The following is a 13,189-nucleotide window of genomic DNA, read 5'->3' on the forward strand; positions in this document are numbered from 1 at the left end:
AGCGTATGGCGGGCAGCCTGCAAGGCTGTCCGTTCAGGGAAGAGAGTTGTCGGATAGTTCGCTTCGTAATGGCATCTGGTCAAGATCCCGAGCGAAGCCTGGTTGATGCCTATATAATCCCCGCCTTTCGTGGAGAACAAACCTTTATGCCTACGTCTTTTTTAGAAATTGTCGAGTTACCAGACGGCCGAATCGAACTGCGCAGGGCTGAGGACGAGGGTTCTCTGGTGACTTTGGATTTCTCCGAAGACGCCAAGGCGTTCCTGCAAGGCCAGCATGTTGAAGTCGCCAAAGCGATGTTGAGCGTCGGCGTTCAGATGGCCGGACGCATGGTTGAGGGCGAATTCGAGAAGGATGAGGGTGCTCGGGTACTTCACTGATACCCGTCCGTCTGTTTTTTTATGCCTCCATAGATTGGCTTCTCATCCCTGGAGAAGCCTTGCGCCGGCGCAGCCTGCGCCGTATCTGCCGTTAACCCAGTCGAATATTCAGACTTTGTGCGTCCCCGGTGCGGGCGGCGCTGATCAGCTGTTTGCGCGAGGTTGTGCTCAGCGGGTTGAGCCAGCTGACGACGGTGTGGCTGCGGCCGAGGCGAAGGGCTTCGCAGGTCAGTTGCTGGGCGCTCTGGGCGCCGCGTGGTTGCAGCAGCAGGATGCGCTCGCGATTGAGGCCGGCATCTCTCAACCAGACCTGCGTCAGGCTGGCGGGCGGGGCGATCAATGTGAGCCAGCGTGCATCCTGGTCCTCGCTCAGCTCCCTGAGAATCGGTGCCAGCAGGTTCAGGCAGTTCCCGGCTGCACCACGCAGAGACAACTCACTGAACACTTCGGGTTCGGCGCTCCAGGGCGACTCGACCACTTCATTCAGGACCGGCGCCAGCGGCTGCGCCAGGAATGCCTCGAACAGCAATGGCAATTGGGCTTGCTGTGATGTGTGTGGGAACTGCATAAAGCCTCCTTTAGCGGCGAATGACGCCGACACTCAAGCCTTCGATCACCAGATCCTGATCTTTAAGGTTCACTTCAATAGGTGCGAATTCAGGGTTTTCGGCTAGCAGCCAAACCTTGCTGCCGTCGCGCTTGAAGCGCTTGACGGTCACTTCATCGCCGATCCTTGCCACCACGATCTGGCCATTACGGGCTTCTCGGGTGGTGTGGACGGCCAGCAGGTCGCCGTCGAAAATACCCACGTCTTTCATGCTCATGCCATGCACACGCAGCAGATAGTCGGCGCGCGGATGGAAAAACGAAGGATTGATGTTGCAGGATTCTTCAACGTGTTGCTGGGCAAGGATGGGCGCGCCGGCCGCTACCCGGCCAATGATAGGCAGGGTCGAATCGTCGGCCTTGGCTTCGAACCCAGGGATGCGGATACCGCGTGACGCACCCGGGGTCATCTCGATCGCGCCCTTGCGGGCCAGCGCCTTGAGGTGCTCTTCCGCCGCGTTCGGCGATTTGAAACCCAGTTCCTGAGCGATTTCCGCGCGGGTCGGCGGGTAGCCGTTGTCTTCAAGGCAGCGTTTGATGAAGGCCAGAATCTCGGCTTGGCGTGGCGTCAGCTTTAGCATATTGATCGCTCTGTCTTTTTATACAGTGACTGGGATTATATACAGTGAAACGGTCTTGGCAATGCCCGTTTTTTTGTCCGCCGCTGGACGGTCGACAAGCCTCCTGATTGAAGCTTTGCGGTTGTATGGTTAAATGTCTGACCGACCATTCCCAAAACGAACTGCCAGACTTGACAAGGCACAGGCTGAAACGTATGTTTCAAACAAGTGTTTGTCAGGCGGAGTAGCCATGGCCCAGTCGGAAACCGTTGAACGCATTCTCGATGCTGCCGAGCAATTGTTCGCGGAAAAAGGTTTCGCCGAAACCTCGTTGCGTCTGATCACCAGCAAGGCCGGTGTCAACCTGGCGGCTGTGAATTATCACTTCGGCTCGAAAAAGGCGCTGATCCAGGCGGTCTTCTCACGTTTTCTCGGGCCTTTCTGCATCAGCCTGGATAAAGAGCTTGAGCGGCGCCAGGCCAAGCCTGAAATCAAGCCCACGCTGGAAGAACTGCTGGAAATCCTGGTCGAGCAGGCCCTGGTGGTACAACCGCGCAGCGGCAACGACCTTTCCATCTTCATGCGATTACTCGGCCTGGCTTTCAGTCAGAGCCAAGGACATTTGCGTCGGTATCTGGAAGATATGTACGGCAAGGTGTTCCGCCGCTACATGATGCTGGTCAACGAAGCGGCGCCGCGCATTCCGCCGATCGAACTGTTCTGGCGGGTGCATTTCATGCTGGGTGCGGCGGCGTTCAGCATGTCCGGTATCAAGGCGCTGCGTGCGATCGCCGAAACCGATTTCGGGGTGAATACCTCCATCGAACAAGTCATGCGGCTGATGGTGCCGTTCCTCGCGGCCGGCATGCGTGCCGAATCCGGCGTCACCGACACGGCCATGGCCACCGCACAGCTGCGTCCGCGTAGCAAATCGACACCGGTTGCCGCCAAGGTTTGACCGCGCACGGGTGGGCGCGGCAGCTGACATCCGTTAAGCTAGCCGCCCATGCCGACTCTCGTTCTGAATCCTTTTCCCGTTGATATCGCCGACCTGCCGGGCACAGCCCACGGCGGCGAATCCGTGCGGGCCGGATTCATCGTTATCAAGGAATCTCTATGACTGCTGGCCTGCAAGGCTCGTTGATGGTGGACGTCGCCGGTACCTGGCTGACGGCTGAAGATCGCCAATTGTTGCGTCAGCCCGAAGTGGGTGGCCTGATCATTTTTGCCCGCAACATCGAGCACCCGCGTCAGGTCCGCGAGTTGAGTGCGGCCATCCGTGCCATCCGTCCCGACCTGCTGTTGGCGGTGGATCAGGAAGGCGGCCGGGTTCAACGCTTGCGCCAGGGTTTTGTGCGATTGCCGGCCATGCGTGCGATTGCCGACAACCCGAATGCCGAATACCTGGCCGAGCAGTGTGGCTGGATCATGGCCACCGAAGTGCTGGCCGTCGGCCTGGACCTGAGTTTCGCCCCGGTGCTGGACCTCGATTACCAGCGCAGTGCCGTGGTCGGCACCCGTTCTTTCGAAGGCGATCCTGCCCGTGCCGCGCTGTTGGCCGGCGCATTCATCCGCGGCATGAACAACGCCGGCATGGCGGCCACCGGCAAGCATTTCCCCGGCCACGGCTGGGCCGAGGCGGATTCCCATGTGGCGATCCCGAACGACGAGCGTAGCCTCGACGAAATCCGCGCCAACGACCTGGTGCCGTTCGCCCGGTTGAGCAAGCAACTGGCGGCCGTCATGCCGGCTCACGTGATCTATCCACAAGTGGATTCACAGCCCGCCGGCTTCTCCCGTCGCTGGTTGCAGGACATCCTGCGGGGTGAGTTGCAATTCGACGGGGTGATTTTCAGTGACGACCTGTCCATGGCAGGCGCTCACGTGGTGGGCGATGCCGCCAGCCGCATCGAAGCCGCGCTGAGCGCCGGATGCGACATGGGCCTGGTCTGTAACGATCGCGCCGCGGCCGAACTGGCCCTCAGCGCTGCCCAGCGCCTGAAGGTCAAGCCGTCGGCGCGGATCGCACGGATGCGCGGTCAGTCGTTCGCCAATACTGAATACCGTCAGGATCCGCGCTGGCTGGCAGCCGTCGGCGCGCTCAAAGAAGCTCAATTGATTGATTAAGGACTGTTCGCTATGACGGTTTACGCGATTATCGGTGGTACCGGCCTGACTCAACTCGAAGGCCTGAGCATTCGTCAGTCATTGGCGGTCGACACCCCTTACGGCGCGCCTTCGGCCGACGTGCAGATCGGCGAGTATGCCGGCAAGGAAGTGCTGTTCCTCGCCCGTCACGGCCATCCGCACCGCTTCCCGCCGCATCAGGTGAACTACCGCGCCAACCTCTGGGCGCTGAAGCAGGCCGGGGCCGAGGCGATTCTCGCGGTCAACGCCGTGGGTGGGATTCACGCCGCGATGGGCACCGGGCATTTTTGCGTGCCGCATCAGCTGATCGACTACACCAGCGGTCGCCAGCACACCTACTTTGCCGATGACCTGGAGCAGGTTACGCACATCGATTTCAGCTACCCGTACAGCGAGGCGCTGCGTCAGCAACTGATCGCGGCACTGGCGGCTGAAAGCGTTGGCTACAGCAGTCATGGCGTGTACGCCTGTACTCAAGGCCCGAGGCTGGAAACCGTTGCTGAAATCGCGCGCCTGGAACGTGACGGCTGCGACATCGTCGGCATGACCGGGATGCCGGAGGCGGCGCTGGCCCGTGAGCTGGAACTGGATTACGCCTGCCTGGCGCTGGTGGTGAATCCGGCGGCGGGCAAGTCGACGGCGGTGATTACCATGGCCGAGATCGAGCAGGCGCTGCATGACGGGATGGGCAAGGTGAAGTCGACGTTGGCGCGCGTGCTGAAGGCCTGATCCAGGCTTCAGGCCGAGTTGACCCATTCGCGAGCAAGCCCGCTCCCACAGTTGACCGGGTTGTCCGCACGGACACGGTCTAATGTGGGAGCGGGCTTGCTCGCGAAAGGGGACCGTCAGGCGCCGCTGTACTCAACGCTTCTCCAGCTTGTCCGGCAAAGGCGCAAACAGCGCCTCGATATCATCGCTCTGCAGCTTCCAGTCTCCGGCCTGGCGTCCATCCAGTACGCCGGCAGCGAGGTCGGACTTCTCTTTCTGCAGATGCTGAATCTTCTCTTCCACCGTCCCGCGCGCGATCAGCTTGTAGACGAACACCGGTTTTTCCTGGCCGATGCGATACGCGCGGTCGGTTGCCTGGTTTTCCGTGGCCGGGTTCCACCATGGGTCGTAATGAATCACGGTGTCCGCTTCCGTCAGGTTCAGGCCGACCCCACCTGCCTTCAGGCTGATCAGAAAGATCTGGCGCTTGCCGCTCTGGAAGTCCTTCACTGGCGTGCGTCGGTCGCGGGTCTGTCCGGTCAGTAATGCATAGGCCACGCCGCGTTTGTTCAGTTCGTCCTCGATCAGCGACAGCATCGACGTGAACTGCGAGAACAGCAGGATTCGCCGGCCTTCCTCAAACAGCTCTTCAAGCATCTCCATCAGGCTGTCGAGCTTGCCCGATGTGCTGCCGCGCGCCGGCAGGGCGGCATCGTTGACCAGGCGCAAATCGCAGCACACCTGGCGCAGTTTCAGCAGCGCCTCGAGGATGATGATCTGGCTGCGGGCGACGCCCTTCCGGGTGATTTCGTCGCGGACTTTCTTGTCCATGGCCAGGCGCATGGTTTCGTACACATCGCGCTGGGCTTCGTTAAGCTCGACCCAATGAATGATTTCGGTTTTCGGTGGCAGCTCGGTCGCCACCTGTTCCTTGGTCCGGCGCAACAGGAAGGGTTTGATCCGACCGTTGAGGTGCTGGAGTCTGACTTCGCTGGTGCGCTTTTCAATCGGCACGCGGTAATCGCGGTTGAAGCTTTTCACATCACCGAGCCAGCCCGGCAGCAGGAAGTGAAACAGTGACCACAGCTCGCCCAGGTGATTTTCCAGCGGCGTGCCGCTCAGGCACAGGCGCTGGCGGGCGTTCAGCTCACGAGCGGCCTGCGCGGCCTTGCTGTTGGGGTTCTTGATGTACTGCGCTTCATCCAGTACCAGCACGTGCAGGGGCTGCGCCGCCAGGCGTTCGACGTCCTTGGGCAGCAACGCGTAGGTGGTCAGGATCAGGTCGTAATCGGCCATGTGCTCGAAGTGCTTTTTGCGGCTGGCGCCGTACAGGGCCAGGACTTTGAGCTGCGGCGTGAAGTGCGCCGCCTCGTCGAGCCAGTTGGGGATCAAGCTGGTGGGCATCACCACCATGCACGGACGATCCAGGCGTCCGGCGTTCTTTTCGCACAGGACATGCGCCAGGGTCTGCAGGGTTTTGCCCAGGCCCATGTCGTCCGCGAGAATTCCGCCCACCTCCAGTTGCCGCAGCGACTGCATCCAGCTCAGGCCTTCGAGCTGATAGGGGCGCAAGATCGCGTTCAAGCCTTCAGGCGCGCTGGCGGTGTAGTCCTTGATGTCGCGCAGGCGTTGGGCAAAGGTGCGGATCTGTTCGCCGCCTTCCCAGAGCAACGGCAGGTCTTCCAGCGGGTTCAGGCGCGTGGCGTCGGCCTTGCTCAAGCGCAGCGTGGTTTCGCCGGGTTCTTGCAGGTAGAACTCGCCGAGGGTCGCCAGCACTGGCTTCAAGCGGCCGAAGGGCAGGGCGACTTGCAACGGGCCGTATTCGGAATTCGGCCGGTTGGGGATGTTCACCAGGATCAGCTCGTCGTCGCGACGTCGGGCCAGGCGCTCCGGGTTGAGGATTTCGGTGTGCGAGCGCATCAGGTTCAACAGGATCGGCAGCAGGCTGAGGCGCTCGCCGTTGACGATGATCCCCAGTTCCAGATCGAACCAATCACGTTCCGGTGCCTGTTCGACCGTGGCGTACCAGTCGTCCACTGCTGTCAGGTCGAAGCCGAAGTCCTCGTTGATTTGCAACTCCCAGCCCTGGGTGCGCAGCTTCGGCAGTTCATTGAGGGTGAAGGTCAGCCAGGCGCTGTCATTGACCATCTCGAACAGTTCGCCGGCGCTTTCCGGCAAGGCCTTGCTTTGCCGGGTGGCGATTTTGAAGCCGAGGATGCGCAGCTGTTCCCGGTAGGACTGTTCCACTTCCGGGTGGCGTTTTATCCGCAGGGTCTGGGTTTCCTGGCGAATCAGGATGTCGCTGTTTTTCTGTCCGGATACGTATTCGTCCAGGTAACTGAAGGACAGCGCCGCGCGATGCTGGATGTAGCGCTGCATCCGGCCATTGCGCGGTTCGAAGGCGCTGAATTCGATACTCGCCAACCACAGGCGTGGAACCGGTTGCACGTTGTCCACCAGCACTTGCGGCGGCGCCTTCGGGTTGCGGTTTTCCAGCACGGCCTGGAGTTTTTCCAGAAGCTCGGCGTCTTTGGCCGCAGCGGGGTAGTCGAGGGTTTCCTGCACCTGCAGCAAGACGGCCGCGCAATGTTTGCAGTTGCTGTGGACCGGGCAGGAGCACGTGGCGTCGATCATCAGCAGCGTGCCTTTGGCTGACTCCCGCAAGCGAATGGTCTGACGGTAAACGTTGCCGCCAGAGCCTTCGCAAGCCGCGACGATCGTGGCGTCACCCGCTTCGACGATCCTGACGCGGTTCTCCAGCGCGTAGCGGCGGCCACGCTCCAGGCTCTGTTCCTTGAATCGGCTGACCCAGGAAGGTGCCAGGGGTTTGCTCAGGGTCGCGGACATAAGGATCAATCAGTCCGGAATTTCTTCGGGGACTGGCCGGGGTGCGGGGGCGGTCAGGGAGGTGATCTTGATCAGCAGGCCGAGGTGGCCGGCGTCGAGGAAGTTCAGTTGGCCGTTCTTGGTATGGCTTTCTGTCTTCAGGCGTTCACTGGCGGTGACCAGGCCATCGGCGTTGATCTGGTTGACCCAGAAGTCGGCGTCGACGTCGGTGAAACGCCCCAGTTTCATGCTCAGGGTGCCCTCGATCGGGAACTGGCCGAACTGTTCCTTGCCGTCACTGATCGCGATTTTGGTGGCTTCCTCGCCCAGGTTCTGTTGCCAGGCTTTGTGGAGCAATACCTCGTATTCATTGCTGGCCGTGAGTTTTTCCACTTCGCCATTGAGGCTCGGCGTGCGCAGGCTGTCGGGGTTGATGCGTTGGGCACCGGCATCCCAGTCTTCCGGTGCGGCACGGCTGACGATCGCCGGCACGGCATTTTGCCGCACCAGAATCATTTCAATCTGATACAGATCATCGGCAAACACCGAAGGGGCGACCAGCGTAAGCAACAGGGTCAGTGAGCGAAACAGGCGCATGCGGCGTCCTTCAAGCAGTTTTCGGGATGAGGCGCTCAAACAGCGCCTCTACAGTATTAAAGCGCTCTTCCGGGCGCTCCATCGGGACCAAGAACTTGAACATCGTGGCACCTTCGAATTTGTAGCGTTTGGGCTGGCTCTGGATCAGTTTGATCAGGGTCAGCGGGTCGACCGGGGTTTGCGCCGCGAACTCGATGCGTCCGCCCTGCGGGCCGCCGTCGACTTTCTTGATGCCCAGCAGCTCGGCCTGCAATTTCAGGGCGGTGATGCGCATCAGGTTCTTGGTCGGCTCCGGCAACAGGCCGAAACGGTCGATCATCTCCACTTGCAGATCCTTGAGGCCGTCCTCGTCGGTGGCCGAAGCGATGCGCTTGTAGAGGATCAGGCGAGCATGGACGTCCGGCAGATAGTCTTCGGGAATCAGCGCCGGTACGCGCAGGTTGACTTCCGGACCGCCGCCCAGCGGTTGATCGAGGTTCGGCTGTTCGCCCTTGCGGATCGACTTCACCGCGCGCTCGAGCATTTCCATGTACAGCGTGAAACCGACGGCCTGGATCTGCCCGCTTTGCCCGTCGCCGAGCAGTTCGCCGGCGCCACGGATTTCCAGGTCGTTGGTGGCGAGCACGAAGCCTGCACCGAGGTCCTGGGTATTGGCGATCGCTTCCAGGCGCTTTTCCGCATCCGGGGTGATTTGCTGGCGCGGCGGCGTCAGCAGGTACGCGTAGGCCTGGTGGTGACTGCGCCCGACCCGGCCACGCAACTGGTGCAGCTGCGCCAGGCCGAACTTGTCGGCACGCTCGATGATGATGGTGTTGGCGCTCGGCACGTCAATGCCGGTCTCGATGATGGTCGAGGCGATCAGCACGTTGAAGCGCTTGTGGTAGAAATCGCTCATCACCTGTTCGAGTTCGCGTTCGCGCATCTGCCCGTGGCCGATGCCGATCCGCGCTTCCGGGACCAGCTCGGCGAGGTCGGCGGCGCATTTCTCGATGGTCTTCACATCGTTGTGCAGGTAGTAGACCTGACCGCCGCGCAGCAGCTCGCGGAGCAGGGCTTCCTTGACCGTGCTCTTGTTCTGTTCCATGACAAAAGTCCGCACGGACAGGCGACGGGCCGGCGGCGTGGCGATGATCGACAGGTCGCGCATGCCTGACACCGCCATATTCAGCGTGCGCGGGATGGGCGTGGCGGTCAGGGTGAGGATGTCGACTTCGCTGCGCAGGGCCTTGAGCTGTTCTTTCTGGCGGACTCCGAAACGGTGTTCTTCGTCGATGATCACCAGGCCGAGGTTTTTGATTTTCACATCGTCCTGCAGCAGTTTGTGGGTGCCGATGACGATGTCGATCTTGCCCTCCGCCAGGTCGGCCACCGCGGCGTTCACTTCCTTGGCCGACTTGAAGCGGCTCATCACTTCCACGGTCACCGGCCAGTCGGCGAAGCGGTCGCGGAAGCTGTTGTAGTGTTGCTGGGCGAGCAGGGTGGTTGGCACCAGGATCGCTACCTGGCGACCGCCATGCACGGCAATGAACGCCGCGCGCATCGCCACTTCGGTCTTGCCGAAGCCGACATCGCCGCACACCAGGCGGTCCATCGGCTTCGGCGCGAGCATGTCTTCGCGCACGGCTTCGATGGTGGTTTGCTGGTCGGGAGTTTCTTCGAACGGGAAGCCGGCGCTGAAGGTGGCGTAATCGGCCTTCGGATCGGCAAAGGCATAGCCCTCGCGGGCGGCACGGCGCGCATAGATGTCGAGCAGTTCCGCAGCCACGTCGCGCACTTGTTCGGCGGCCTTGCGCTTGGCTTTCTGCCAGGTCTCGGAGCCGAGGCGGTGCAGCGGGGCCAGTGCATCGTCGCTGCCGGTGTAGCGGGCGATCAAGTGCAGGTTGGCCACCGGCACGTAGAGCTTGGCGCCCTCGGCGTACTCCAGGGCGAGGAATTCGGCGGCCTGGCTGTCGATTTCCAGCGTCGCCAGGCCCAGGTAGCGACCGACCCCGTGGTCGATGTGCACCACCGGTGCGCCTTCGCGCAGCTCGGTGAGGTTCTTGATGACCGCATCGTTGTTGGCATCGGCGCGTTTCTCGCGGCGCCTGCGTTGCATCACGCGCTGACCGAACAAAGGGCTTTCGGCCACCAGGGCCAGGGCCGGATCGTCCAGCAGCAAGCCTTCATCCAGCGGCGCAATAGTGATCGCCAGGCGTTCCTTGCCGGCCACGAAATCCGGCCAGCTGTCGACGGTCTTCGGTCGCAGCTTCAAGCGTTCCAGCAGTTCCAGCAGCACTTCGCGACGGCCCGCGGACTCAGCGGTAAACAGCACGCGTCCGGGGAACTGGTCGAGGAAGTCCGCCAGCGCCGCCAACGGCTGGGTGGCCTTGGCTTCGATGGCCAGGTTCGGCAGTTCCCGAGCCGGGAAGCGTTCACGGCCGGCTCCGGTCTCCACGTCCTGCTGGCTCGCCACCACCCGTGGCCAGTTTTTCAGGCGCGCGAAGCAGTCTTCCACCGGCAGGAACAACTCGGCGGGCGGCAATAAAGGACGGGAGGGATCGACGCGACGCTCTTCATAGCGATTGCGCACATCGTTCCAGAAGTTTTCCGCAGCCTGCTCGATACCTGGCAGGGAAAACACTTGTGTGTCCTGGGGCAGGTAATCGAAGAGCGTCGAAGTATCCTCGAAAAACAGCGGCAGGTAGTACTCGATGCCGGCGGGGGTAATTCCGCTGTTCAAATCCTGGAAGATCGGGCAGCGACGGAAGTCGACATCGAAGCGCTCGCGAAACCGCGCCTTGAAGCGGGTCACGGCTTCCTTCTCCAGCGGGAATTCCTTGGCCGGCAGCAGCTTGACCGAGTCGACCTTGTCGATGGAGCGCTGATTCTCCGGATCGAAGGTGCGCAGGGTTTCAATTTCGTCGTCGAACAGGTCGATGCGATAGGGCAACTTGCTGCCCATCGGGAACAGATCGATCAGCGAGCCGCGCACGGTGAATTCGCCATGCTCGTACACGGTATCGACATAACGATAGCCGGTGGCTTCCAGCCGGGTGCGCATCTGCTCGACGTCGAGCTTCTGGCCGACGTCCAGCACCAGGCTGCTGCCGAGCAGGAATTTGGTGGGCGCCAGGCGGTGCAGGGCGGTGGTGATCGGCACCACCAGCACGCCGTGACTCAGTTCCGGCAATCTATAAAGAGCCGAGATGCGCTGGGAAATGATGTCCTGGTGCGGCGAGAACAGATCGTAGGGCAGGGTTTCCCAGTCGGGGAAATGCAGCACGGGCAAATCCGGGGCGAAGAAACCCAGCTCCTGTTCCAGCCGTTCGGCGCTTTGGCTGTCGGCGGTCAGCAGCAGGGTAAAGCGCTTGGCAGCGCTGGCGGCCTCGGCGATGGCCAGGCTCAGGGCGGCACCGGGCAGATTGCCCCAATGCTGTTTACCTGCCGCGGCAGGGAGATGCGGTAGACGCAGAACGGGCACGGAAGGTTGAGCTCCAAGCGTTGCGACAAAGTCGGTAATTGTAGCGGTCTCGGGTGCCGGCTGTCAGTTGCAGATGTGTCTATTACGCGGGCGGGGCGAAATGTAGTGGTAAAGACAAAATCGGGCCGTTTTTAAGCGAAAATCGCTGAATATGTAGTGGTAAAACGGAGCAGTGTTACGGATGGTTACGGATAAGGCAGCGCTGTCCCCAAAAAATTGACGAGGCTGGAAGCCCCGGTTTTACTGGGCTTCAGCCGAGCGTAATTTTTTTGAACGGAAAATTGTTACGGACGGTGCGACAAGCGCGCATTGCTACACGGTGCACTCGGCGGCATAATGTAGCCCCTTTTTTCTGCCCCTACATGTGGAAGGTTCCCGTGACTCAGAAGCCCGACCAGTGTCTTGGTGAATGGATCGACCGTGAAGCACTCGCAGAAGCGATGATTCCGCTTATCGGTCAGCTCTACCGCAATAACAACGTGGTGAGCTCGATCTATGGCCGCAGCCTGATCAATCGTTCAGTCATTGCGATTCTCAAAGCTCACCGCTTTGCTCGTCACCGTCAGTCCGACGAAAGCGAGCTGTCCGTCCACGAAACATTCCCGCTGCTCAAGGCGATGAGCGAGCTCAAGCTGGGCGCCGCTTCGGTAGACCTGGGCAAGCTGGCGGCCAAGTTCAAGGCCGAAGGCAATGGCCGTACTGCCGAGCAGTTCGTCCGTGAAGAAATGGCCGACGTGGTTGGCCAGCAGAACGCTTCAGCCCGCAAAGGCACCGACGTTGTCCTGTACGGCTTCGGTCGTATCGGCCGTCTGCTGGCGCGCATCCTGATCGAGAAAACCGGTGGTGGCGACGGCCTGCGTCTGCGCGCCATCGTCGTGCGCAAGGGCGCCGAGAACGACCTGGTCAAGCGTGCCAGCCTGCTGCGTCGTGACTCGGTTCATGGTCCGTTCGATGGCACCATCACCATTGATGAAGCCAACAACACCATCACCGCCAACGGCAACCTGATCCAGGTGATCTACGCCAAGAGCCCGGCCGAAGTCGACTACACCCAGTACGGCATCGAAAACGCGCTGATCGTCGACAACACCGGTGTGTGGCGTGACGCCGACGGCCTGGGCCAGCACCTGGCCTGCCCGGGCGCTGCCCGCGTGATCCTCACCGCACCTGGCAAGGGCGCGCTGAAGAACATCGTTCACGGCATCAACCACGGCGACATCACCCCTGACGACAAGATCATCTCGGCGGCTTCCTGCACCACCAACGCCATCGTGCCGGTGCTCAAGGCAGTCAACGACAAGTACGGCATCGTCAATGGCCACGTCGAAACCGTTCACTCGTTCACCAACGACCAGAACCTGATCGACAACTTCCACAAGGGCAGCCGTCGTGGCCGCGCCGCGCCGCTGAACATGGTCATCACCGAGACCGGTGCCGCCACCGCAGCCGCCAAGGCACTGCCAGTGCTCAAGGGCAAGCTGACCGGTAACGCGATTCGCGTGCCTACGCCGAACGTGTCGATGGCCATCCTGAACCTGAACCTGGAAAAGGCCACCACTCGCGAAGAGATCAACGAGTACCTGCGCCAGATGGCCATGCACTCAGATCTGCACAAGCAGATCGACTATGTGAGCTCCCAGGAAGTGGTTTCCACCGACTTCGTTGGCTCGCGTCACGCTGGCGTCGTGGATGCTGAAGCAACCATCACCCAGGATAACCGCGTTGTTCTGTACGTCTGGTACGACAACGAATTCGGTTACAGCTGCCAGGTGGTACGCGTAATGGAAGACATGGCCGGTGTAAACCCGCCAGCGTTCCCGCGCTAAGCCTTAGCTGCTTGTGAAAACGCCCCGACCCTGGTCGGGGCGTTTTTGTTTGTGCGATGAAATCACAGGTGTGTTGTC

At 61.2% G+C, this 13,189-nt stretch carries 10 protein-coding genes; 5 read left to right on the forward strand and 5 right to left on the reverse strand.

Going from position 1 to position 13,189, the window contains the following annotated elements; translation table 11 throughout:
- The first annotated feature begins 146 nt into the window (after positions 1–146).
- Positions 147–380, forward strand: a complete 234-nt coding sequence (locus tag F8N66_RS15310; RefSeq protein WP_150771590.1) for a hypothetical protein — start codon at positions 147–149, stop codon at positions 378–380.
- A gap of 91 nt (positions 381–471) precedes the next feature.
- Here F8N66_RS15310 and sulA read toward each other — a convergent pair whose 3' ends face one another.
- Positions 472–948, reverse strand: coding sequence for an SOS-induced cell division inhibitor SulA (gene sulA, locus F8N66_RS15315; protein ID WP_150770989.1), 477 nt, complete (start codon positions 946–948; stop codon positions 472–474).
- A 10-nt stretch (positions 949–958) separates the two neighbouring features.
- Positions 959–1,567 carry a transcriptional repressor LexA gene (lexA, locus tag F8N66_RS15320; RefSeq protein ID WP_150770990.1) on the reverse strand — a complete coding sequence of 203 codons (609 nt, stop codon included), beginning with the start codon at positions 1,565–1,567 and terminating at the stop codon, positions 959–961.
- A gap of 229 nt (positions 1,568–1,796) precedes the next feature.
- Here lexA and F8N66_RS15325 point away from each other — a divergent pair, with 229 nt between their 5' ends.
- The 3 genes from F8N66_RS15325 (at position 1,797) to F8N66_RS15335 (ending at position 4,423) form a co-directional block, all read left to right on the forward strand.
- Entirely contained in the window at positions 1,797–2,504 is a 708-nt protein-coding gene (locus tag F8N66_RS15325; RefSeq protein ID WP_007974041.1) for a TetR/AcrR family transcriptional regulator, read from the forward strand.
- Positions 2,505–2,674: 170 nt separating this feature from the next.
- Positions 2,675–3,673, forward strand: a complete 999-nt coding sequence (nagZ, locus tag F8N66_RS15330) for a beta-N-acetylhexosaminidase (protein WP_191623021.1) — start codon at positions 2,675–2,677, stop codon at positions 3,671–3,673.
- A gap of 12 nt (positions 3,674–3,685) precedes the next feature.
- The gene (locus tag F8N66_RS15335) at positions 3,686–4,423 is read left to right on the forward strand and encodes an S-methyl-5'-thioinosine phosphorylase (RefSeq protein WP_150770992.1); all 738 of its coding nucleotides are present in this window, start codon (positions 3,686–3,688) and stop codon (positions 4,421–4,423) included.
- A gap of 132 nt (positions 4,424–4,555) precedes the next feature.
- On the opposite strand, the gene F8N66_RS15340 is transcribed toward F8N66_RS15335, so the two are convergent.
- The 3 genes from F8N66_RS15340 to mfd are packed head-to-tail and all read right to left on the reverse strand — an operon-like array spanning position 4,556 to position 11,285.
- Positions 4,556–7,249, reverse strand: coding sequence for a DEAD/DEAH box helicase (locus F8N66_RS15340; RefSeq protein ID WP_150770993.1), 2,694 nt, complete (start codon positions 7,247–7,249; stop codon positions 4,556–4,558).
- Between the two features lie 9 nt (positions 7,250–7,258).
- A complete protein-coding gene (locus tag F8N66_RS15345; RefSeq protein ID WP_150770994.1) occupies positions 7,259–7,825 on the reverse strand; it encodes a CsiV family protein in 567 nt (188 codons plus the stop codon).
- Positions 7,826–7,835: 10 nt separating this feature from the next.
- A complete protein-coding gene (gene mfd / locus F8N66_RS15350; protein ID WP_150770995.1) occupies positions 7,836–11,285 on the reverse strand; it encodes a transcription-repair coupling factor in 3,450 nt (1,149 codons plus the stop codon).
- Positions 11,286–11,647: 362 nt separating this feature from the next.
- Between mfd and F8N66_RS15355 the strand changes: the two genes are divergently transcribed.
- Positions 11,648–13,111, forward strand: a complete 1,464-nt coding sequence (locus F8N66_RS15355; RefSeq protein WP_150770996.1) for a glyceraldehyde-3-phosphate dehydrogenase — start codon at positions 11,648–11,650, stop codon at positions 13,109–13,111.
- Positions 13,112–13,189 lie beyond the last annotated feature (78 nt).

The sequence above is a fragment of the Pseudomonas fluorescens genome (assembly GCF_902498195.1).
Classification (GTDB): domain Bacteria; phylum Pseudomonadota; class Gammaproteobacteria; order Pseudomonadales; family Pseudomonadaceae; genus Aquipseudomonas; species Aquipseudomonas fluorescens_BU.